This is a genomic window from Stenotrophomonas sp. 3(2025) (assembly GCF_052665395.1).
This window is the reverse complement of sequence record NZ_JBQOIF010000002.1, coordinates 95,682-118,406: the sequence shown is the minus strand read 5'-3', so window position 1 is coordinate 118,406 and position 22,725 is coordinate 95,682. Positions and strand designations below refer to the sequence as shown.

Annotated in this window: 18 protein-coding genes; 5 read left to right on the top strand and 13 right to left on the bottom strand. The window is 68.6% G+C overall.

Going from position 1 to position 22,725, the window contains the following annotated elements; translation table 11 throughout:
* Positions 1 to 36: 36 nt before the first annotated feature.
* The gene (locus ACUXVE_RS02070; RefSeq protein ID WP_445513716.1) at positions 37 to 2,157 is read left to right on the top strand and encodes a methyl-accepting chemotaxis protein; all 2,121 of its coding nucleotides are present in this window, start codon (positions 37 to 39) and stop codon (positions 2,155 to 2,157) included.
* A 102-nt stretch (positions 2,158 to 2,259) separates the two neighbouring features.
* Here ACUXVE_RS02070 and ACUXVE_RS02065 read toward each other — a convergent pair whose 3' ends face one another.
* Positions 2,260 to 3,162, bottom strand: coding sequence for a LysR substrate-binding domain-containing protein (locus ACUXVE_RS02065; RefSeq protein WP_445513715.1), 903 nt, complete (start codon positions 3,160 to 3,162; stop codon positions 2,260 to 2,262).
* Positions 3,163 to 3,267: 105 nt separating this feature from the next.
* Between ACUXVE_RS02065 and ACUXVE_RS02060 the strand changes: the two genes are divergently transcribed.
* Both ACUXVE_RS02060 and dkgB read left to right on the top strand, forming a co-directional pair.
* Positions 3,268 to 4,482 carry an MFS transporter gene (locus ACUXVE_RS02060; RefSeq protein WP_093819484.1) on the top strand — a complete coding sequence of 405 codons (1,215 nt, stop codon included), beginning with the start codon at positions 3,268 to 3,270 and terminating at the stop codon, positions 4,480 to 4,482.
* 85 nt (positions 4,483 to 4,567) lie between these two features.
* Positions 4,568 to 5,377, top strand: a complete 810-nt coding sequence (dkgB, locus tag ACUXVE_RS02055) for a 2,5-didehydrogluconate reductase DkgB (protein ID WP_093819486.1) — start codon at positions 4,568 to 4,570, stop codon at positions 5,375 to 5,377.
* 73 nt (positions 5,378 to 5,450) lie between these two features.
* Here the strand turns inward: dkgB and ACUXVE_RS02050 are convergent, their stop codons facing one another.
* Complete coding sequence (locus ACUXVE_RS02050) at positions 5,451 to 6,152, bottom strand: alpha/beta fold hydrolase (RefSeq protein ID WP_222388151.1); 702 nt, start codon at positions 6,150 to 6,152, stop codon at positions 5,451 to 5,453.
* A 45-nt stretch (positions 6,153 to 6,197) separates the two neighbouring features.
* On the opposite strand from ACUXVE_RS02050, the gene ACUXVE_RS02045 reads away from it, so the two are divergent.
* Positions 6,198 to 6,578, top strand: coding sequence for a YbjQ family protein (locus ACUXVE_RS02045; RefSeq protein WP_222388150.1), 381 nt, complete (start codon positions 6,198 to 6,200; stop codon positions 6,576 to 6,578).
* A gap of 42 nt (positions 6,579 to 6,620) precedes the next feature.
* Here the strand turns inward: ACUXVE_RS02045 and ACUXVE_RS02040 are convergent, their stop codons facing one another.
* A complete protein-coding gene (locus ACUXVE_RS02040; RefSeq protein WP_445513714.1) occupies positions 6,621 to 9,347 on the bottom strand; it encodes a bifunctional acetate--CoA ligase family protein/GNAT family N-acetyltransferase in 2,727 nt (908 codons plus the stop codon).
* Between the two features lie 135 nt (positions 9,348 to 9,482).
* Positions 9,483 to 10,853, bottom strand: coding sequence for a magnesium transporter (gene mgtE, locus ACUXVE_RS02035; protein ID WP_093819494.1), 1,371 nt, complete (start codon positions 10,851 to 10,853; stop codon positions 9,483 to 9,485).
* A 343-nt stretch (positions 10,854 to 11,196) separates the two neighbouring features.
* On the opposite strand from mgtE, the gene ACUXVE_RS02030 reads away from it, so the two are divergent.
* Positions 11,197 to 12,984 (top strand): monovalent cation:proton antiporter-2 (CPA2) family protein, encoded by a 1,788-nt coding sequence (locus ACUXVE_RS02030; RefSeq protein ID WP_445513713.1) that lies wholly within the window; start codon positions 11,197 to 11,199, stop codon positions 12,982 to 12,984.
* 54 nt (positions 12,985 to 13,038) lie between these two features.
* Here ACUXVE_RS02030 and ACUXVE_RS02025 read toward each other — a convergent pair whose 3' ends face one another.
* The 9 genes from ACUXVE_RS02025 to ACUXVE_RS01985 all read right to left on the bottom strand — a co-directional run bounded on the left by ACUXVE_RS02025 (position 13,039) and on the right by ACUXVE_RS01985 (position 22,689).
* Positions 13,039 to 16,377, bottom strand: coding sequence for an ankyrin repeat domain-containing protein (locus ACUXVE_RS02025; protein WP_445513712.1), 3,339 nt, complete (start codon positions 16,375 to 16,377; stop codon positions 13,039 to 13,041).
* On the bottom strand, positions 16,370 to 16,630 hold the full coding sequence (locus ACUXVE_RS02020) for a YcgL domain-containing protein (protein ID WP_032976812.1): 261 nt from the start codon (positions 16,628 to 16,630) through the stop codon (positions 16,370 to 16,372). Before ACUXVE_RS02020 ends, ACUXVE_RS02025 begins: the two co-directional genes overlap by 8 nt.
* Positions 16,631 to 16,789: 159 nt before the next feature.
* Positions 16,790 to 17,230, bottom strand: a complete 441-nt coding sequence (locus ACUXVE_RS02015) for a hypothetical protein (protein WP_025877987.1) — start codon at positions 17,228 to 17,230, stop codon at positions 16,790 to 16,792.
* A 37-nt stretch (positions 17,231 to 17,267) separates the two neighbouring features.
* On the bottom strand, positions 17,268 to 18,506 hold the full coding sequence (locus tag ACUXVE_RS02010; RefSeq protein ID WP_025877989.1) for a beta-ketoacyl-ACP synthase: 1,239 nt from the start codon (positions 18,504 to 18,506) through the stop codon (positions 17,268 to 17,270).
* Positions 18,506 to 19,237 carry a 3-ketoacyl-ACP reductase FabG2 gene (locus tag ACUXVE_RS02005; RefSeq protein ID WP_025877991.1) on the bottom strand — a complete coding sequence of 244 codons (732 nt, stop codon included), beginning with the start codon at positions 19,235 to 19,237 and terminating at the stop codon, positions 18,506 to 18,508. The genes ACUXVE_RS02010 and ACUXVE_RS02005 overlap by 1 nt, the downstream gene beginning before the upstream one ends.
* Positions 19,234 to 19,692 (bottom strand): ApeP family dehydratase, encoded by a 459-nt coding sequence (locus tag ACUXVE_RS02000; RefSeq protein WP_025877993.1) that lies wholly within the window; start codon positions 19,690 to 19,692, stop codon positions 19,234 to 19,236. The genes ACUXVE_RS02005 and ACUXVE_RS02000 overlap by 4 nt, the downstream gene beginning before the upstream one ends.
* Positions 19,689 to 20,876: a beta-ketoacyl-[acyl-carrier-protein] synthase family protein gene (locus ACUXVE_RS01995; protein ID WP_445513711.1), complete on the bottom strand. Its 1,188-nt coding sequence runs from the start codon at positions 20,874 to 20,876 to the stop codon at positions 19,689 to 19,691. The genes ACUXVE_RS02000 and ACUXVE_RS01995 overlap by 4 nt, the downstream gene beginning before the upstream one ends.
* Positions 20,873 to 21,427, bottom strand: coding sequence for a DUF3261 domain-containing protein (locus ACUXVE_RS01990; protein ID WP_222388146.1), 555 nt, complete (start codon positions 21,425 to 21,427; stop codon positions 20,873 to 20,875). The genes ACUXVE_RS01995 and ACUXVE_RS01990 overlap by 4 nt, the downstream gene beginning before the upstream one ends.
* A complete protein-coding gene (locus tag ACUXVE_RS01985) occupies positions 21,415 to 22,689 on the bottom strand; it encodes an NAD(P)/FAD-dependent oxidoreductase (protein ID WP_222388145.1) in 1,275 nt (424 codons plus the stop codon). The genes ACUXVE_RS01990 and ACUXVE_RS01985 overlap by 13 nt, the downstream gene beginning before the upstream one ends.
* Positions 22,690 to 22,725: the final 36 nt, after the last annotated feature.

Here is a 22,725-nt window from a genome sequence, read left to right as displayed (position 1 = left end):
CGATACCGCATCGCACCCCTTCCGAGATCTCGTCCCATGAACGCCTCTTCCCATGCGCCGCGGCTGCAGTCGAAGCTGCTCGGTGCCGTTTCCGTAGGTCTGGCTGTTGTCCTGGTATGCGCCCTGGCGGGCCTGGCGTCGGCCTGGTTGAAGCTGTCCACCGACGTACCGCCGGAGGTTGCCCACAGCCGCGATGCCGAGCGCCTGCAACGCGAATTCCGCGGGCAGGTGCAGGAGTGGAAGAACGTGCTGCTGCGCGGCCACGATGACGCGTTGCGCCAGCACCACCTGCAGGCCTTCGACAACGAGGGCCGCATCGTTGCCGAACTGGCCACGGGCCTGGCCGCCAGCCCCGATGCGCGCACGCGCGAACTGGCACAGGCGTTTTCCGGCCGGCACGCACAGTTGCAGCAGGACTACCACGCCGCATTGCAGGCCTTCGCTGACGCCAGCTACGACCCGGCGGTGGGCGATTCCCTGGTGCGTGGCAAGGACCGTCCGGTGGCGGCCGCGCTGGATGCGCTGGGTACGCAGGCCACCGAGGTGGCCGAAGCCGCGGTGACCGCGCGTTCGCACCAGGCACGGCAGACGCTGCTGCTGTGCGCCGCGCTGACCATCGGCGCCGCCGTGCTGCTGCTGATCGCCCTTGGCTGGTGGCTGCGGCGCGCCGTGGTGCAGCCGGTGCTGGCGGTGGAAGCGGCCGCGCGTGCGGTCGCCGCCGGTGACCTCGACCACGTGGTGCAGGTGCGCAGCCGCGACGAGATCGGTCGCCTGGCACAGGCGATGCAGGCCGTGCAGAGCACCCTGCGTGGGGTGCTTGATGCGCAGACCGCGATGGCCAGGGCTCACGACGCCGGCACGATCAGCCACCGCATGGACAGCAGCGCCTTCCCCGGCGCCTACGGCACGATGGTGGCCGACACCAACACCCTGGTCGATGCACACATCCAGGTGAAAATGCGCGCGATCACGATCATGGGCCGCTATGCCGTGGGCGATCTCAGCCTGGACATGGAGCGCCTGCCCGGCGAGAAGGCCGTGATCACCCAGGCGCTGGATGCGGTCAAATCCAACCTGGGCGCGATCAACGGCGAGATCCGCCGCCTGGCCGAAGGCGCTGCCGCAGGCGACTTCAGCCAGCGTGGCGACAGTGCGCGCTTCGAGCATGATTTCCGCGCGATGGTCGATGGCCTGAACCGCTTGATGCAGACCACCGAACAGAACCTGGGGGAGGTTTCGGCCATGCTGCGTGCCATTGCCGATGGCCGCCTGGGTGCGCGTATGGACGGCGACTTCCAGGGCGTGTTCGCCCGCATTGCGGGGGATGCCAACGCCACCGCTGCACAGCTGGCGACGATCGTCAGCGACATCAAGCACGCCTCCGGCAGCATCCACACCGCCGCTGCGGAAATTTCCGCCGGCAACAACGACCTGTCGCGCCGCACCGAACAGCAGGCGGCGAACCTGGAAGAAACCGCCGCGTCGATGGAGGAACTGACCTCCACCGTGCGCCAGAACGCCGAGCATGCGCGGCAGGCCAACCAGCTGGCGATCGGTGCACACAGCGTGGCCTCGCACGGCGGTGAAGTGGTCGGCCAGGTCGTGGCGACGATGGATGCGATCGAAGGCTCATCGCGGCAGATCGCCGACATCATCAGCGTCATCGACGGCATCGCGTTCCAGACCAACATCCTGGCGCTGAATGCCGCGGTGGAAGCGGCGCGTGCCGGCGAGCAGGGCCGCGGGTTCGCGGTGGTCGCCAGTGAAGTGCGTACGCTGGCGCAGCGGTCGGCGGCAGCGGCCAAGGAAATCAAATCGCTGATCGAGGCGTCGGTGGAACAGGTTGGCCACGGTGCGCAGCGCGTGCGCCAGGCCGGCGACACCATGGCCGAGATCGTCGCGTCGGTGCAGCGCGTGACCGACATCATGGCCGAGATCTCCGCTGCGTCGCAGGAACAGTCGGCCGGCATCGAGCAGGTCAGCCAGACCATCATCCAGATGGATGGCACCACCCAGCAGAATGCCGCGCTGGTGGAAGAAGCCAGCGCCGCGGCACGCAGCCTGGAACAGCAGGCGGATCGCCTGATCGAAGCGGTGGATGTGTTTGATCTGGGAACCGCGACGGCGAGCAAGGGTGCGCTGGCGCGCGCGGCCTGACGGAACCACCGGGCAGTGTGGGGGTTGCCGGCCAGCGGCCGGCACTACCATGCGTGCGATTCCCGGTAGTGCCGGCCGCTGGCCGGCAACCCGGACACTCCATCAGCGCAGGTAATCCGATGCGGCCATCGCCTCGCCCAGGTAATCCAGGAACGAGCTGATCCGTGCCGACACGGCCGTGTTGCGGTAGTACACCGCATGGATCGGCTGGTACACATCCAGCGTCTGCGCGGCCAGCACCGGCACCAGGGTGCCGGCCGCGCGGTCGCGTTCGGTCACGAAGTCGGACAGGCAGGTGATGCCCACGCCCTCCACCGCCAGCGTGCGCAGGGTCTCGCCGCTGGACACCGCGATGTCCGGCCGCACCAGCAGCTGCCCCTCGGCATCACCCGGCAGCGGCCATCGGTTCAATGACTCCGGCTCGTTGAACCCCAGCAGCGTGTGCTGACCCAGTGCCATCACGCTGGCCGGCTGGCCGTGCGTGGCCAGATAGGCCGGGCTGGCCAGCACCTGCAGCCGGCAGCGCCCCAGCGGCCGCGCATGCAGGGTGGAATCGGCCAGCGGGCCGATACGGATCGCCAGATCGGTGCGCCGTTCCAGCAGGTCGATGTAGCGCTCGGAACTGTTCAACTCCAGCTGCACGTCCGGATAGCGCGCGCGGTAACCCGCCACCAGCGGCGCGATCACGTGCAGCACGAACGGCATCGCTGCATCCACCCGCAGCCGGCCGGCCGGACGCTCGCGCCGCGCCGCCATCTGTTCCTCGGCCGATTCCACCGCATCGATGATCGCCCGCGCATGGCGCAGGTAGGCCTCGCCCTCGGCGGTCAGGTGCAGGCGGCGGGTGGTGCGGGTCAGCAGGGTCGTGCCCAGCTTGTCCTCCAGCCGACCCAGCGCGCGGCTCACACCCGAGGGTGTCTGCCCCAGCTGCTCGGCAGCCGCGCTGATCGAACCGCTGTCGATCACCGCCAGGAAGGCCTGCATTTCGTCGAGGGTGGTTTTCATGGCGCCATTATTGACCAGGCGGCAAGAGTGATTGGCGTGAAGACCGGTTTTTCGGCAAAGGTCGGCCGCGCACACTGCGCGCCTTCCTTCCCTCTGGACACTGTCATGATCCGTGGCATTCCGCTCGCCCTGCTGGCGCTGACCCTCGGTGCCTTTGCCATCGGCACCACCGAATTCGTCATCGTCGGCCTGATCCCGACCATCGCTGCCGACCTGCAGGTCAGCCTGCCCTCGGCCGGCCTGCTGGTCTCCCTGTATGCCCTGGGCGTGGCCGTCGGCGCGCCGGTGCTGACCGCGCTCACCGGCCGCGTGCCGCGCAAGACCCTGCTGGTGGCGCTGATGGTGCTGTTCACCCTCGGCAACGTCATCGCATGGATGGCACCGGGCTACACCTCGCTGATCGTCGCCCGCATCCTCACCGGCCTGGCGCACGGCGTGTTCTTCTCCATCGGCTCGATCATCGCCACCGCCGTGGTGCCGAAAGAGAAAGCCGCCAGCGCGATCGCCATCATGTTCACCGGCCTGACCGTGGCGCTGGTGACCGGCGTGCCGCTGGGCACCTTCATCGGCCAGCACCTGGGCTGGCGCGCGACCTTCCTGGCCGTGGCCGGCCTGGGCGTGATCGCGCTGCTGGGCAGCCTGCTGTTCGTGCCGCGCGGGCTGGCGCAGAGCGCGCCGGCCACCTTCCGCCAGCAGCTGGGCGTGCTTGCGCAGCCGCGCCTGCTGATGGTGTATGCCATCACCGCGCTTGGCTACGGCGGTACCTTCCTGTCCTTCACCTACCTGGCGCCGATCCTGCAGGACGTCACCGGCTTCTCGGCCAACGCGGTCAGCCTGGTGCTGCTGGTGTATGGCGTGTCGGTGGCGATCGGCAACCTGTGGGGCGGCCGCATGGCCGACCGCATGGGCCCGATTCCCGCACTGAAGCGCATCTTCGCGCTGCTGGCCATCGTGCTGCTGGTCATGACCTTCACCGCCCACAGCACCTGGCTGATGCTGCTGACCGTGCTGGCACTGGGCGCGGTGGCGTTCGGCAACGTGCCCGGCCTGCAGGTGTATGTGGTCAAGCAGGCACAGCGCTACGCACCGCAGGCGACCGATGTGGCCTCGGGCCTGAACATCGCCGCCTTCAACATCGGCATCGCGCTGGGTGCGTCGCTGGGCGGCCTGGTGGTCGAGCACATCGGCCTGATGCATACGCCGTGGCTGGGTGCGCTGGTGGTGGTCGGTGCGTTCGCCCTGACGGCACTCAGCGGCCGCCTGGACCGTCGCGACGGCATCGATGATCGCGCCGAAGGCATCGCGGTGAGCGCGCACTGATGCGTGCAATGCACCGTTGCCGGCATGCACACGGCCCCTGCCCTACCCTTTCCCATCATCTCCTTCCCCCGCTTTGGAGTTCTCCATGACTGTCCCCGCTTTCGGCCTCGGCACCTTCCGCCTGAAAGACCAGACCGTGATCGACTCGGTGCGCAACGCGCTGGACGTCGGCTACCGCGCCATCGACACCGCGCAGATCTACGGCAACGAAGCCGAGGTCGGCCAGGCCATCGCCGAGTCCGGCGTGCCGCGTGACGAGATCTACCTGACCACCAAGGTGTGGATCACCGAGTTCAAGCGCGATGCGCTGCTGGCCAGCCTGCACACCAGCCTGGAAAAGCTGCGCACCGACCACGTCGACCTGGCGTTGATCCACTGGCCGTCACCGAACGACAAGGTCGACACGCCGATGGAGGAATATCTGCCTGCCCTGGCTGAGGCCAAGGCACAGGGGCTGACCCGGGAGATCGGTATCTCCAACTTCACCATCGCCCAGACCCGCAAGGCGATCGAGATCCTCGGCGCCGATGCCATCGCCACCAACCAGATCGAGATCCACCCCTACCTGCAGAACCGCCTGCTGGTGAAGTTCCTGCAGGACAACGGGATCCGCGTCACTGCCTACATGAGCCTGGCCTACGGCGAGGTGATCAAAGACCCAGTGATCCAGGCCATCGCCGGCCGTCATCAGGCCAGCCCGGCGCAGATCGCGCTGGCATGGGCGCTGCAGCAGGACTACGCGGTCATTCCGTCGTCGACCAAGCGCGAGAACCTGGCCAGCAACCTGGAAGCCGCCGCGATCCGCCTGACCGAAGACGACATGGCGCAGATCGCCAAGCTGGACCGTGGCCACCGCCTGGCCAATCCGGAAGGCATCGCACCGGCCTGGGATTGAAGAACGGCCGCCGGGCATGGCCCGGCGCTACCGGATGACGGTGGGTAGCGCCGGGCCATGCCCGGCGGATCCATCAGTACTGCAACAACCATCCGCGCATTGCCGCACTCACCTCGTCCGGCTTCTCCATCGGTGCCAGGTGCCCGCAATCGGGCACCACCACCAGCTGCGAATGCGGCACCAGCGCGTGCATCTCCTCGCTCACCGCCAACGGCGTGATGCGGTCGTTCGCACCACAGACGATCAGCAGCGGATCGCGGTAGCCGGCCAGCACATCGTGGCCATCACTGCGCTCCAGCGCGCTCTGGCGCAGGAACACCTCCGCACCCAGCCGTGCGGTCATGTCACGCACGCGCTGCACCAGCACGTAGTCGTCCAGCCGCGAGGCGTCGATATAGCTGCGCATCAGCGCGTCACCAAAGCCGTGGAATCTGCCGGGCAGGCGCACGCTGGCGCGCTGGCTGCGGCGCTGTTCGGCACGTTCCGGGGAGTCGGCATGGATCGAGGTGTCGATCAGGGCCAGCTGCAGCACCCGCTCCGGCGCGGTGCGCAGGATCTGCTGGGCGACGAAGCCGCCCAGTGAGAAACCGGCCAGCGCAAACCGTTCCGGCGCCTGCGCCAGTACCTCCTCGGCAACGGCCTGCAGGGTCTCGCCGCGGGTCTGGTCGCCCACGGTGCAGTCGGCGATATCGGCCAGATCGGCCAGCTGCGCGCGCCAGAGTTCGGCATCGTTGAGCAGGCCGGGGAGCAGCAGCAGGGGAATGCGGTCGGTCATGTGGGTATTGTGGCGTCTTCAAACCCACAACACGACCAGACACCCATGGCCGACCCCTACAACAGCGGTACCCCGACCACGTCCGCAGCGCGCTTGGATGATTCGATGGTGACCACCGCCTTCGAGCTGCCCGGCTACCGCATCGCGCGCAACCTGGGCGTGGTGCGCGGCATCACCGTACGCTCGCGCTCGATCGTGGGCAACTTCCTTGGCGGCATCCAGACGATCTTCGGCGGCAACATCACCATCTACACCGAGCTGTGCGAGCAGGCGCGCGAGGAAACCTATCGCGACATGGTCAAGCATGCACGGCAGCTGGGGGCCAACGCGGTCATCGGCATGCGCTACGACGCCACCGATGTGATGACCGGGCTGACCGAAGTGCTGTGCTATGGCACGGCGGTGGTGGTCGAGCCGCTGCGTTGAATCCGATGTTCCGCCGGGCGTGGCCCGGCGCTACCGTCACGGTCACGCCACCGGCGGGACGTCGGGCACTTCCACCTGCTGCACCGGCAACGTCACCATCATCACCGTCGGGTCGTCCGGGTCCAGCCGGGTCTTGAAGCCCAGGCTCCGGCACATCGCCAGCATGGTGCTGTTCTCGCGCAGCACCTGGCCTTCCACCACGTCCAGGCCCAGCCACTTGGCGTACTCGATCATGATCGCCATCAGGCGCCAGCCGATGCCGTGGCCCTTCAGATCCGAACGGATCAGGATGCCGTACTCGCCACGGTGGTAATCCGCATCGGCATGCAGTCGCACCGCGCCGAGCATCTCGCCGCTGCGCGGTTCGAGCGCCACCAATGCGATCGAGCGCGCGTAGTCCAGCTGGGTCAGGCGGGCGATGAACTCGTGGCTGAAATGCTTCACCGACTGGAAGAAACGCAGACGCAGATCCTCGTCGCTGACACGCGCGAAGAACGCACGGAACAGCGCGTCATCTTCCGGCCGCACCGGGCGCACGAACGCGCGACCGCCGTCGGACAGCTCGATGGTGCGCTCCCACTCCTTCGGATACGGGAACACGGCGAAGCGTGGATGGCCACGGCCCTTGTGCAGGATGCGCGACGGCGCGACCGCCACGCGCGCGTCCAGTGCGAGGATGCCCTTGCTGTCCACCAGCAGGGGATTGATGTCCAGCGTGCGCACTTCGGGAATGTCCGCCGCCAGCTGCGCCAGTTTTACCAGCGCCAGTGCCAGTGCGCGCTCATCGGCGGCGGGCACATCGCCATAGGCCTTGAGGATGCGCGAGGCCCGCGTCTGGCCGATCAGCTCGTGGGCCAGGCGCAGGTCCAGCGGCGGCAGCGCCAGCGCCTTGTCGTTGATCACTTCCACCGCCGTGCCACCGCGCCCGACCACGATCACCGGTCCGAACGTGGCGTCGTCGGCGATCCCGACGATGAGCTCGCGCGCCTTCGGGCGGACGATGGTCGGTTGCACCAGCAGGCCGTCGATGCGCGCGTCCGGCCGCAGCTGGCGTGCACGGGCAAGGATCGCCTTGGCCGCGCTCTGCACCGCCGGCAGCGTCGCCAGATTCAGGCGCACGCCATCCACTGCGGATTTGTGCGGAATATCGGGCGACAGGATCTTCAGCGCGACTGTCGCGCCACGCTCCAGCAAGGGTTGCGCCAGGTCCATCGCCTCGTGCGCATCTCGCGCGTGCATCACCGGTGCAGAGGGGATGCCGTAGGCCTTCAGCAGTTCATGGGTGGCCAACGGGTCCAGCCAGCCCTGGCCATTGGCCAGCGCGGCTTCGACCAGCGCGCGCGCACGCGCGGTATCCACGCTGAAATCCTGCGGCAGGCTCGGCGGCGTTTCCATCAACGCACTCTGTGCCTCCCGGTAACGCACCAGATGCTGGAAGCCGCGCACGGCCTCCGCTTCGGTGGGATAGGTCGGCACGCGTGCGGCATTGAGGGTGGCAGTGGCCTGGTCGTCGTTGCCCAGCCACACCGCGAATACCGGCTTGTCGCGGTGGTGGCGCGGGCGCAGGCCGAGCGTACGGGTCAGCGCCTGCGCCGCATCGGCCGACGAGGTGAACGCGGTAGGCACGTTGACCACCAGCACCGCATCGTTCTCGCTGTCGGCCAGCAACGCTTCGATGGCAGTGGCATAGCGATCACCATCGGCGTCGACCACGATGTCGACCGGGTTGCTGCGCGTCCAGCCCTGCGGCAGTACCGCATCCAGCTTCTGCACGGTGCTGTCGGACAGTTGCGCCAGCGTGCCCTGCAGGGCGATCAGCTGGTCCACCGCCAGGTGGCCGACGCCACCGCCGTTGCTGAGGATGGCCAGGCGACGACCGGGGAAGGTGCCAAGCCGGCCCAGCGACTCGGCCGCGGTGAACAGCTCGTCCAGCGCGCTCACCCGCAGCAGGCCGGCACGGTTGAATGCCGCGCCGTAGACATCATCGGCGCGCGCCAGTGCCTGCACGTGGGTATCGGCGCTGCCCGGCTGTACCCGTTCGGCGCGCCCGGACTTCACCACCACCACGGGTTTGGCACGCGCAGCGGCGCGCGCGGCCGACATGAACTTGCGCGCGTCCTTGATCTGCTCGACATAGAGCAGGATGGCGCGGGTACGGTAGTCGGTGGCGAAGTAATCCAGCAGGTCGCCGAAGTCCACGTCCATGGTGTCACCCAGCGAAACCACGGCGGAGAACCCTACCGAACGCGCCACGCCCCACTCCACCAGGGCCGCGGCAATCGCCGAGGATTCGGAGATCAGCGCGAGATCGCCGGCCTGCGGGAAATGCGCAGCGATGCTGGCATTGAGCCGTGCATGTGGTGCGATCACGCCCAGGCAGTGCGGGCCAAGGATGCGCAGGCCATGCGCGCGCGCGGCGGCCTCCACCTGTGCCCACGGCGAGCCCGGGCCTTCTCCCAGATGCGCGGTGAGGATGATCGCGGCCTGCACGCCACGTTCGGCAGCGGTGCGTACCACCTGCGGCACGATGGCGGCCGGCGCGGTGATCACCACCAGATCGGGCACCCAGTCCAGGTCCTTCAGCCGCTTCACCGTGCGGATGCCATCGATCTCGGCGTGGCGCGGGTTGATCCATGCCACTTTGCCGGGGAAGCCGGTGCCGCGCAGGTTGCGCATCACTGCGCGGCCGGCCGAGCGCTCACGCGGGCTGCCGCCGATCACCGCGACCGACTGCGGACGGAACACGGACTGCAGGTGGTAGGTACTCATGTGCCTACGTTACACGGACCGGCGCTGCGGCGGCATGATCGTGCGCAGGATCCTGGCATCGCATCCACGCAGGGCGTGGATCTGCTGCGCCGGCCGGGACCAGGAGGTCCACGCCATGCGTGGACGACGACGCCGTTACAGCAGCGTCCCGTGCAGGATCATCGCGGCGATGCTGAAGTAGATGACCAGGCCGGTCACATCCACCAGGGTGGCCACGAACGGAGCCGAGGCACTGGCCGGGTCGAAGCCCAGCCGCTTGAGGATGAAGGGCAGCATCGACCCGGACAGCGAGCCGAAGGTGACGATGCCCACCAGCGCGGCACCGATGGTGATCGCCAGCAGGATCCAGTGCTCGCCGTAGTCATGGAAGCCACCGAGCTGCCAGATCACGATGCGTACGATGGCCAGGCAACCGAGGATGGCGCCGAGCACCATGCCGGTGGGCACTTCGCGCAGGGCCACCTTCCACCAGTCGCGCAGGCGCAGTTCGCGCAGCGCCAGGCTGCGGATCAACAGCGAGGTCGCCTGCGAACCGGAGTTGCCACCCGAGCTCATGATCAACGGAATGAACAGGGTCAGCACCACCGCGCGCGCCAGTTCGTCCTCGTAGTGCTGCATCGCGCTGGCGGTCAGCATCTCGCCAACGAACAGAACGCTCAGCCAGCCGGCGCGCTTGCGCAGCATCTCGAAGAAGCCGATCTGCATGTACGGCTTGTCCAGCGCTTCCATGCCGCCGAACTTGTGCGCGTCCTCGGTGGATTCTTCGATCAGCGCATCGAGGATGTCATCGACGGTGACGATGCCGAGCATGTGCTGCTGCGCGTCCACCACCGGAATGGCCAGCAGATCGTGGCGGCGGATCAGCCGCGCCACGTCTTCCTGGTCCATCTGCGCATCCACCATCACCGGCGGATTGACCTGGGCCACATCCAGGATCGATTCCTCCGGCAGCCCGGTGATCAGCCGGCGCATGGTCACCACCTGCTGCAGCTGCTGGTTGGCCGGGTCGAGCACGTAGATCGCATACACGGTCTCGCGCGTGCGTTCGACCTGGCGGATGTGCTGCAGGGTCTGGGCCACGGTCCAGGTGGCGGGCACGGCGACGAACTCGGTGGTCATCAGCGCACCGGCGGTGTTCGGCGGGTAGCTCAGCAGCTTCTGGATGGTCTGCCGGGCTTCGTTGCCCAGCAGCGGAATCAGCCGCGCGCGTTCTTCTTCATCCAGCTCGTGGACGATATCGGTGGCACGGTCGTCGGCCATCAACCCCAGCAGCGCAGCGGCGCGTGCCGGCGGCAGTGCGGCAACCAGTTCGCCACTGCGGTGCAGCTCCGGCGCCTCGAGCATCTTCACTGCACGCGGCAGCGACAGCGCGGCCAGCGTCTCGGCGGCGCGCTCCAGTTCGAGCGTGTTGAGGAATTCCACCGCATCGGCGGTGTTGTAGTTCGCCAGCGGTGCCGACAATGCTGCGGCATCGGCCACCGGACGCAGCAATTGCTTCTGGTTCATGGTGATTCGCCTTCATGGGGTGCGACTTCGCGCAACGCCAACGCAGGCAAACCGTCCCGGTGTCAGGCGGTGGCCATCGCTGGCGTCGACCGAGGTCGACTTCTACTGTCGCTGGACATGGGTTGGGGACTCCGGAGGGGTGTACTGCCGGACACGCCGGCAGCGGCGGGCAGTCTGGACCTGCGGTCGGTGCAGGTCAACCCGCCGCGCTGACCGGCCAATGGGCCCGCTGCCGTTCTCGTGCGTACACAGCGGCGCGCGCATAATGCCCAGGTGGCATCTGCCGCACTTTCCCCCCCGCCGAACGGACGCACAGCCGGCCTCCCGATGACCAGGTATTCCCATGCATAGCGGTGGTCTGGAACTGGCACTGGTGCTGCTGCTGGCCGCGGTGATCGCGGTGCCGGTGTTCAAGAAGTTCGGCTTCGGCGCGGTGCTGGGCTACCTGGCGGCCGGCGTCGTGCTGGGTCCGGACGGTCTGGGCTTCGTACAGGACGCCGACCGCATCCTCGGCGCGGCCGAGATCGGCGTGGTCATGCTGCTGTTCGTGATCGGGCTGGAGCTGTCCCCGGCCCGGCTGAAGGTGATGCGGCGGTCGGTGTTCGGTGCGGGCGCGGCGCAGGTGGCGCTGTCCGGGCTGGTGCTGGGCGGCCTGCTGCTGCTCGATCACTTCCAGTGGAAGAGCGCGCTGGTGGTGGGCGTGGCGCTGGCGCTGTCGTCGACTGCGGTCGGCCTGCAGCTGCTGTCCGAACACAAAGCGATCAACAGCGACCATGGCCGGCTGGGGTTTGCCATCCTGCTGTTCCAGGACCTGATCGCCATTCCGCTGCTGGCCGCGATTCCGCTGCTGGGCGGGGTCAAGAACGAGACGCTGCGCTGGGAAGATGCGGCCGTCGCGCTGGGCGCGCTGGCGGTGGTAATCCTGTGCGGGCGGCCGGTGCTGCGCCGGGTGTTCGGCATCATCGCCCGCACCCGCAGCCCGGAGGTGTTCACCGCCACCGCGCTGCTGGTGGTGCTGGGCACCGCCTGGTTCATGCAGGAAGCCGGCCTGAGCCCCAGCCTGGGGGCATTCCTGGCCGGCGTGCTGCTGTCCGATTCGGAATTCCGGCATGAGCTGGAATCGCAGATCGAGCCGTTCAAGGGCCTGCTGCTGGGCCTGTTCTTCATTGCCGTGGGCATGGGCATCGACCTGGACCGCATCGCCGCCGAACCGTGGATGATCGCTGCGGGCGTGGCGATCCTGCTGGTGGTGAAGTTCAGCCTGCTGTACGCCATCGGCCGCATCGCCAGACTCAGCTCGCGGCAGTCGTTGCTGCTGGGCAGCGTGTTGTGGCTGGGCGGCGAGTTCGCCTTCGTGGTGTTCAACGAAGCCCAGCGTGCGCATCTGCTGGGCAATGCCAACCATGACCGGCTGGTGGCGATCGTCGGCCTGTCGATGGCGATCACCCCGTTGCTGATGATCGCCCTGATGCGCCTGCTCGGCGAGGAGAAGGTCGCACCCCGCCAGGCGGCGGAGGCCGACAAGGTGGCGCCGGACAATCGCCCGAAGGTGCTGATTGCCGGCATGGGCCGCTTCGGCCAGGTGATCGCGCGCCTGCTCACCGCGCAGAAGGTGCCGTTCGTGGCACTGGAGGCGAACCCGGACACGGTGGCCGACCTGCGCCGCTTCGGCAACCAGCTGTACTACGGCGATCCGACCCGGCCGGAAATGCTGCGCGCCGCCGGCGGCGAGCACATCGACGTGTTCGTGATCACCGTGGACGACCCGGAAACCAACCTGCGTGCGGTGCGCATGGTGCGCCGCCTGTACCCGGACGCGACGGTGCTGGCGCGTGCGCGCAACCGCCAGCATGCCTGGCGGTTGATGGACATGTCGGCCGAACCGTTCCGCGAAGTATTCGGTACCAGCCTGGAAATGAGCGGGCGCGTGCTGACCGCGCTGGGCGTGGCGCCGAACGTGGCCGAGCGCCATGTGCAGCAGTTCCGCGAGCACGACGAGAAGCTGCTGCGCGACCAGTACCTGGTCTACGACGACGAAGCCGCCGTGATCCAGACCTCGCGCGATGCCCGCAACGACCTGATGCACCTGTTCGAAGCGGACGCGGAAAGCGACAGCGACAAGGAGCGCTGACCGCGGGCCGGTGTGCCGACCAACGGTCGGCACCCACCCAATGGAAGGCGACCTTCAGCCGTTGTCGCGCAGGAACCTGGCCATCGACGAGACACCCGGCACGCGCGGCTCGAACTCGGCGGCGACGTCGATGAAGCCGCGCATCACCGCGATCTCGCGCGGGCTGCGGTTCAAGCCATCGCGCGCTTCCGGGTCGGCACCGGCGCGCAGCAGGCGCTGCACCAGCAGCGGCAACCCGTGCAGGGCGGCCAGGTGCAGCGGGCCGAAGCCGCGCGGATCGCGCACGTCCAGGCTCACGTCTTCATCCAGCAGGCGCTCGACGGCGGCCATCACCACCTGCTCGTCGCAGGCAGTGCCCGGTTCGGCACGCGCGCCCATCAGCAGCAGCAACGGCGTGACCGCACCGGCGGCCGCCTGGTCCGGCTCTGCACCAGCCAGCAGCAGGGTATCGAGCAGCGCCAGCAGGCGCGAACGGTCGCGCGCACTGAAGCCATACAGGGCTGCGCAGTGCAGCGGCGCCAGCTGCTGGGCATCGCCGGCATGCACATCGGCACCGGCGGTGAGCAGGCGCGCCACGATGTCCGGCAGGCCCAGCGCCGAGGCCAGCATCAGCACGGTGACCCCGCCCGGCAGGCGGTGTTCGAGCTGCGCACCGGCGTCGAGCAGGGCCGAGACGATCTCGACCTGGCGCATGCTGACCGCCGCTGACAACGGCGTGGCACCACTGGCAGCGGCATGCTGCGGATCAGCGCCGCGCGCCAGCAGCAGGTCGACCACGGCCAGGTGGCCACCGCCGGCAGCACGCAGCAGCGCGGTGCAGCCCTGCGCATCGACGGCATCGATGGCAAAGCCCAGATCATTCAAACGACGCACGGCGTCGACATCGCCGGCCATCGCGGCGGCCGGCAGATCGCCTTCGCGCAGGGTCCGGCGCGGCAGCGGCCAGACGCGCCAGTCCAGCCAATCAGCCAGATCACGACGACCGATCGACAACGCCACGCCCAGCGGTGTCTGCCCATCGGCAGCACGCGCTTCCGGCGAGGCGCCGTGCTGCACCAGCAGCTTCAAGGCGCTTTCGCGCGCCAGTGCGGTGGCCAGATGCAGCGCGGTCATGCCATGGCTGTCGCGTGCTTCGCGGTCCACGCCGGTGGTGAGCAGGGCCTGCTGCAGGCGCAGCCAGCCCAGGCGCACCGCCAGCGACAACGGCGGATCACCGGCCGGCGAGGCGGCAAACGGATCGGCGCCCCGCTCCAGCAGTTCCAGCGCCAGCTGCTCAAGGCCACGCGCCGCCTGGTCGTGCTGCGCACAGGCGGCGAGGAAACGCGCCAGGCCACCACGCCCGGCCGGCGACAGGCCGTGCTGCAGCATCACCTGCAGGGCTGGCACGGCATCGATGCCACGCGAAAGCAGGGCGAACATCGGCGTATCTGCGCAGGCGTCGCGCACGTACGGATCGGCACCATGGGCGAGCAGCCAGTCGACCGCACGCGGCTCCAGCGCCAGCTCCGGATCGAGCAGCAGGCCACCCAGTTCTTCGGGCTGGCACAGCCTGGCCAGTGCGGCCATGCCATCGGTATTGCCGAACCCCAGCGCCTCGCGCAGCAGGGTCAACGGCGGGCGGTCGGGCAACAGGCCGCTGGCGCTGGCCGTCTCACCGCGCTCGGCCAGGCCATCGCTGACGGCGGCGGGCAGCGGGTAGGACGGGTCCAGCAGGGCCACGATCGCCCAGCGACCGGCTTCGGCGGCATAGTCCACCGCGCGCCGGCCGGCCGGATCGCTGCCGTCGGCGGCGATGCCCAGTTCCAGCAGGCGCTTGATCAACAGCGGCGAAACGTCCTCGGCCATCGTGGCCAGCAGCACCGCGTTGCGGCCATCGGTGTCGACCGCAACCAGGTCGGGTTTGTGCGGCAGCAGGTGCTCGACCACGGCAGCGCGGCCGGCGCGTGCGGCTTCCAGCCACGGGGTGCGGCCCAGCGCATCGCGCGCTTCCAGGTTGGCACCGGCGGCCAGCAGCACGCCAATGATGTCCACGTGGCCGGCCAGTGCGGCTTCATGCAGCGCGCTGCGGCGCTGGCGGTCGCGCGCGTCGGCACGTGCCTTGTGCTTGAGCAGCAGCTGCACGCCGGCCGGATCGTCGTCCTCGGTGGCGGCCGCGGCCAGCAGCACCGGGGTGCCGTCAGCCGGTTCGCTGCGCGCGCCACGCTCCAGCAGGAAGCGCGCCAGGCGCCAGTTGCCGACCTGGCAGGCCACCGCCAGCGGTGACCAGCCATCACGGTTCAGTGCGTCCACTTCAGCCGCCGCATCGCGCAGCAGCGCGGCTACGCCCGGGTCGGAACTGCGCGCGGCGTGGTGCAGGGGCGTGTTGCCCTCGCTGTCGGTGGCGCGCGAATCGGCACCGTTGGCCAGCAGGGTCATCACCGCTTCCGGACGCCCATGCCAGCTGTCGCGGGTCGCGGCCAGCAGCGGGGTCATGCCGCGGTGCGGCGCGTTCACATCGACGCCGCGGCCGATCAGCTCGCGCAGCAGGCGCAGGTCCGGCAATACCGCGGCCAGTACAGCCAGGCTGCGCTGGTCGCGCCAGTTCGGGTCAGGCAATGAATGCGGATCGGCGCCGGCCTGCAGCAGTTGCAGCGCGCGGTCGATGCGGCCGTGGCGCGCGGCTTCGTACAGGGCCGGGGTCAGCTCCTGCGGCGCCAATGCTTCCAGCGGCGTGGTGTCCACCGCAGCGCTGAACAGCGTTTCGCGATCGACCGGCAGTTCAGCGCCAACCGGGCCGCGCAGCGAGACCAGCGGCGCCGGTGCGATGCGCTGCAGCAGCAGGTGCAGCAGCGGCGACAGCAGCAGCACCGCCAGTGCCGACGGCCAACGCGCGCTTTCCGGCAGCAGGCCCGGCCAGGTCGGCAGTACCACCAGTGCGGCCAGGGCCATCACCAGTGCGGCCACGCCGAGGCCACGCCAGGCGCTGAGGTCGCGGCCGGCCAGCGCCTGCCAATGCTGGGCCAGGCCACCATCGAGGCGCTCGACATCGTTCCACAGCGGCCAGGTGCGCCAGGCCGCCAGCAGGCCGGCGCTGACCAGCACGCTCAGGCCCAGCACCGCAGCCAGGCTGCCGCTGTCGCGCAGCGCGGCCAGGGGCCAGGCCAGCAACAGGGCCAGCAGCAGCGGCGCGGCCGTCCACAGCGCCAGCAGCGCTGGCAGATCCTGGCGGGCGATCACCTTCGGCGGCAGCAGCGCGCGGCTGCGCCGCCACCACGAAATCCCCAGCGCGAACGCCGGTTGTGCCAGTGCCGCCAGCACCGCACCGGGCAGGCCGCCCAGCGCCGAACCCAGTGCCAGCAAGGCACCCAGGGTGAAGGCCAGCGACAGGGCGCGGGATCGGGAAAGCTCAGTCATAGTGGCGCAGCATCATGCTGCTCACCGACGGCGGCACCTGCAGGTAGAACCCGCGCTCGGTCAGTTCGCTGCGCACCTTGGCCGGGTCGGCCTGGGCCAGCCGGCGCTCCGCGTCCAGGGTCACGTCCAGCACGAAGACGAGCGAACCCAACGACGCCGACAGCGGCGCAGGCAAAGCGCTGAAGTCATCGCGTCGGGCGAGATAGACGTAGGTGTCCGGCTTGAGTTGGCTTTTGTAGACGTAGGCGTGCATGTCCACGGGACGATAACCCGGGAAGAGCCGTGATTGTGTCGGAAAGCCGACACCGGGGAAAGCCGTCACGCGACGATGGCGGCGCGATCGACGGCGTTTCCCCGTTGAGGTTCAGCAATGTGGCGACGCCGTTCAGGCTGCGCCACCGGTCGGCAGCGCTTACTTGACCTTGGCGTAGGTGCCCTTCAGGGCCACGCCGGCGACGAAGGTGCCGGCCCAGCACTCGTAGTTGGTCGCGCTCTTGAACTCGTTCTTCTTGTAGTAGCTGACGATGTCGACCACGGCGTTGGCACCGCGCGACTTGGCACCGTCCTGCAGGGCCAGCAGTGCCGACAGCGCGACCCAGTTGCAGGCCTCGACATCGCTCTTGTTGGCAGCGTTGGTCTTTTTGTTGGTCACGTCTTCGCCCAGGCGCTGCTGCACGCTGACCGGCTGGCCGGCCAGGTAGAAGCGCACGCTGCCGTCGATGCCGGCATCTTTGGCGGCCTGCGAACTGATCAGCTCGCGCAGGGACTGTTCGACGCGGGTATCGCGCGCCGAAGCGGTGGAAGTCAGGGCCAGCAGCGCGGTGGCAGTGGCGATCAGCAGGGTGCGGCGCATCGGAACGTCTCCTTGTTGGGGTGCGGGTACGGCGGGGTCACGCGCTCCAGCGGCGGAACACCAGCGAGGTGTTGATGCCGCCGAAGGCGAAGTTGTTGCTCATCACGTACTCGGCCTGCAGCTCGCGGCCTTGCCCGGTGATGAAGTCGAGCTGGCCGCAACGCGGGTCCACCTCGACCAGGTTCAGGGTGGGCGCGAACCAGCCGGCGCGCATCATCTCGATGCTCATCCAGGCTTCGAACGCGCCGCAACCGCCCAGCATGTGGCCGACGTAGCTCTTCAACGAGCTGATCGGCACGCGGCTGCCGAACACCTGGGCGGTGGCCTGGGTCTCGGCGATGTCGCCGTGGTCGGTGGCGGTGCCATGGGCGTTCACGTAGTCGATCTGCGCCGGCTGCAGACCGGCGTCTTCCAGCGCCAGGCGCATGGCCTGGGCCATGGTATCGGCGCTGGGCTGGGTGACGTGCTGGCCGTCGCTGTTGGTGCCGTAACCGACGATCTCGGCGAGGATGGTCGCGCCGCGTGCCTGCGCGTGTTCCAGATCCTCCAGGATCAACGTGCAGGCGCCCTCGCCCAGCACCAGGCCATCGCGGCCGGCATCGAACGGACGCGGGGTGGTGTGCGGTGCGTCGTTGCGCGTGCTGGTGGCAAACAGGGTGTCGAACACCGCCGCAGCCGTGGCGTCGAGCTGTTCGGCACCACCGGCCACCATCACCGTCTGCTTGCCGCTGCGGATCGCTTCATAGCCGGCGCCCACGCCCTGGCTGCCCGACGTACAGGCGCTGGAAGTGGTGTAGACACGCCCGGACAAGCCGAAGAACACACCGATGTTGACCGGCGCGGTGTGGCTCATCATCTTCAGGTAGGTGGTGGCGCTGATGCCGTCGGTGGTGAACTCATGCAGCATGCGGCCGAATTCGCCGGTGGCTTCGTGGCTGCCCGACGACGAGCCATAGGCCACGCCGGTACGGCCACTGCGCAGCACCGGGTGCTCGAACAGGCCCGCCTCACGCAGGGCGACCTCGGTGGCGCGCACCGACATGATCGCCACCTTGCCCATTGAGCGGGTGGTCTTGCGGTTGTAGTTCGGCGGCAGCTCGTAGTCCTGCGCCGGCGCGGCAAGCTTGGTGTTCAGGCCCGCATACACATCCCATTCCGGCATCGAACGCACCGCATTGCGGCAGCTGCGCAGATGGGCCTGGATGGTCGGCCAGTCGTGGCCGAGCGGACTGATGGCGGCAGCACCGGTGACCACCACGCGACGATCGGCGGCCATCAGATCATCCCTCCGTTGACCGAGATCACCTGGCGGGTGATGTAGCCGGCCGGCTCGGACAGCAGGAACGCGACCGTGGCCGCCACTTCCTCGGGACGGCCGACGCGGCCGGCCGGGATCAGCTTCAATGCGTGTTCGACCACTTCTTCGTTGAGCATGTCGGTCTCGATCAGGCCCGGGGCCACGCAGTTGACGGTGATCTGGCGGCTGGCCAGTTCCAGCGCCAATGCCTTGCTGGCACCGATGATGCCGGCCTTGGCCGCACTGTAATTGACCTGGCCGCGGTTGCCGGCCACGCCGGACACCGAGGACAGGGTGACGATGCGGCCCGGCTTGCGCCGCCGCACCATCGGCATGATCAGCGGATGCAGCACGTTGTAGAAACCGTCCAGGTTGGTGTGGATCACCTGGTCCCAGTCGTCCTCGGACAATGCCGGGAACGCGCCGTCACGGGCGATGCCGGCATTGCACACCACGCCGTAATAGGCGCCATGTGCCTCCACGTCAGCCTCCAGCGCAGCACGCGCGGCAGCACGGTCGGCCACGTCGAAGGCCAGCACGCGCGCCTGCCGGCCCAGCGCCTGGATCTCGTCGGCCACCGCCTGTGCTTCTTCCACACGGCTGCGGCAATGCACCACCACGTCGAAGCCATCGCGCGCGATACGCAGCGCAATGGCCCGGCCGATGCCCCGGCTCGCGCCGGTCACCAGCACGCTTGGATTCCCTGTCATGCCTGTCCACTCTCCAGATAGGCCATCGAGTCGGCCGGTTCGAACACCGACACGTTGGCAACCGCCCATTCTTCTTCGCCTGCCAGGATGCGGCAGGCGAACATCCCTAATCCATTGTCGCCCAACAACTCGCAACGCGCCTGTACCTGCAGGCGGGTGCCACTGGGGAAACTGCTGCGCGTGCTCGTGTAGCGCCGGCTGCCAAGCAGGAAGCCCAGCTGCGGCGGGTTGCCGGCCGTGCGTGCGCGGCAGCCGGCCCAGGCAGCGATGGCTTGGGCCATGTATTCGATGCCGACCCATGCCGGGACCGCACCGTCTTCGATGAACAGGCCGGCCTCGGGCACCACCAGTTCCGCCTCGATGCCGTCCTGGTCCCAGCGCAGGATGCGGTCCAGCAGGCACATGTCCTGGCGGTGCGGCACCACCTCTTCGATGGCATACAGCGGCATGTTCATCGGCGCTCCAGTGCCAGTACGGCATTGCTGCCGCCGAAGGCGAACGAATTGCTCAGCACCCGCCGCGGCAGCTGCTGCAGGAAGGTCGCCGGGGCTACCAGCGGCAACGCCGGCAGCGCCGGATCGGCCACGCCGTCCCACCAGTGCGGCGGCAGCTGCTGCTGCGGATTCCCGGCCAGCACGATCCAGCACAGCGCCGCTTCGATCGCACCGGACGCCCCCAGCGTGTGGCCGGTCAGTGGCTTGGTCGAACTGGCCGGCACGGCGGTGCCCAGCACCTGCGCCACGGCGTGGCTTTCCATGGCGTCGTTGTGGCCTGTCGCGGTGCCATGCAGGTTCACGTAATCCACTTCCGAAGGTGCCCAGCCAGCACGCTGCAACGCCTGCTGCAGGGCATCGATGGCACCCAGACCCTGCGGGTCCGGTGCCGACATATGGTGCGCGTCGGCCGACTCACCCCACCCCGCCAGGCTGACCGGGCCTGCATCGCGGGTCAGCAGGAACAGCGCGGCGCCCTCGCCGATGTTGATCCCGCAGCGATGCTGCGAGAACGGATTGCAGCGCACTGCGGAGACCGATTCCAGCGCACTGAACCCAGCAACGGTGAACCGACACAGGGAATCGGCACCACCGGCGATGACCGCATCGACGATGCCCGAACGCAGCATGCGCGCTGCCGACATCAACGCCTTGGCGCTGGACGAACAGGCCGTGGACAGCGTCCAGGCCGGGCCCAGCGCACCGCTGCGCTCACGCACGAACTGCGCGGCGGTGCCCATTTCCTGCTGTGCGTAGTCGAAGCCTTCGGGCCAATGGCCGTGCTCGGCGCGGGTACGCAGCGCCTGCTCGGATTCACCGATGCCCGAGGTGCTGGTGCCCAGCACCACCGCCACACGCTCGGCGCCGTAACGGTGGATGGCATCGGCAACGGCCGGCGCGATCTGCGCCAGTGCCACGTCCAGCAGAGCATTGTTGCGGCCACGCAGGGACACCGGCAGTTCTTCCAGTGTCGGCAGCGGGCTGTGCACCTCGCCCAGCGCGAGGGTGCGACCCGGCAGCAGGCTGGCGTTGTCGCTCAGGCCGCCGGGCGCATCGGCAAACAGCGCAGCAGCCACCGCGGCGCGGCCCTCGCCCAACGCGCAGACCACGCCGAGGTCGTTCAGGAAAATGGGAGCGCTCTTCATTCCTGGCCGGCCATGTCGATCGATTCGATGCGCAGGGTGTAGCCCTCGGCGCGGTTGTCCAGCTGCACGCTGCCATCGCCCAGGCGCTGCAGCTGCAGCCACACGGTGCCGTCGCGGGACAGGCTGCGCTGGCGGCCGTCGTCGTTCACCTGCCAGCCGGCCGGCAGCGCGGCGGCAATGGCGTCCGTCGGCCACAGCGCGAACTGCAGGTCATCCAGTACGCGTTCGGCACGTACCTGTGGCGGCAGCCACGGTGCACGCTGCTGGGTCAGCTGCTGGCCGTCCCACTGCAGGCGCACGCCGGTCTGGCCCATCGCCTGCACGGCCAGCCGCACCTGCTGCGCGTCGGCTTCCAGCAGCGCATCCAGATCACGCTCGTGGCTGCCGAAGCGGAAGTGCAGTTGCTGCTGCAGGGCCAACGGCGCCGGCAGGCTGGACGGTGCCAACCGCAGCGGCGGCAGGTCGACCAGCGGCCGCGGCATGCGGCTGGCACAGGCGGCCAGCAGCAGGCACAGCAGGACCGCGGAGAGGCGGACGATCAGGCGCTGCACAGTTCCTCCAGCACGCGCATGCGACGGCCACTGTCGTCGGCCACATACGGATTGTTGGTGTCCCAGGCGTAGCCGGCCAGGATGGAGCTGATCATGTCGCGCACCTGCGGCTGCTGGTCGGGGTGGTAGATGATCTTCTGGAAGCCGCCCTGGTACCAGCTTTCGACGAAGCGGCGGAAGGTTTTCACGCCGGCACGCAGCGGAATCGAGAATTCGCTTTCCCAGTCCACGGTCTCGCCCGCGTAACGGCGCTTGAGGCATTCGCTGGCCAGCTGCGCCGACTTGAACGCGATGGTGACGCCGGAGGAGAACACCGGGTCGAGGAACTCACCGGCGTTGCCCAGCAGCGCATAGCCCGGGCCCCACAGCGAGCTGACATTGGCCGAATAGCCGGTGATGCGGCGCACCGGCAGCACCGCCCATTCGGCATTGGCCAGCAGCGAGGTCAGGTTCGGATCCTCGCCGACGATGGCCTGCAGCTTCTGCAGGTCGTCGCCTTCGTAGCGCTCGAAGAACGATGGCTCGGCGACCACGCCCAGCGAGCAGCAGCCGTTGGAGAACGGAATCGTCCAGTACCAGACGTCGATGTGCTCGGGATGGGTGGTGATCAGGATCTTGTTGCGGTCGAATTCCGCTTCGGCCGGGATGTTGTCGCGCACGTGGCAGAAGATCGCGCCCCGCACCGGAAAGTTGGACGGTGATTCCAGGTCCAGCAGGCGTGGCAGCAGGCGCGCGAAACCAGAGGCGTCGAGGATGAAATCGGCTTCGATGCGGTACTCGCTGCCATCGGGGCGGCGCACGCTCACCAGCGGCTGCTCGCCCGGCTCGACGGACAGCACTTCGTCACCGAAGCGCAGGGTCGCGCCCATGCGCTCGGCGCCACGCGCCAGCACGTTGTCGAAGTCGGCGCGCTGCACCTGGTAGGTGGTGCCCCAGCCCGGCGAGAACTTCTTCCTGAAGTCGAACGCGGTGCGCGCATTCCCGTGCACGAAGGCCGCGCCGTTCTTGTACTGGAAGCCCGCCTCGACCACGTCCTGCAGCAGGCCCGCCGCTTCGATGTATTCCATGCTCTGCGGCAGCAGGCTCTCGCCGATGGAAAAGCGCGGGAACTGCTGGCGCTCCAACATCAGTACCTTGCGGCCCTGCTGGCGCAGCATCGCCGCGGCCACCGAGCCGGCCGGGCCGGCGCCGATGATCAGGATCTCGGTACGTTCCACGTCTTCGTGGCGGGAAGAATCAGCGGCATCCACAGCAGTAGTCATCGGTGCGTCCTTGTTGCTCGATCAGGTGGAAAAGCG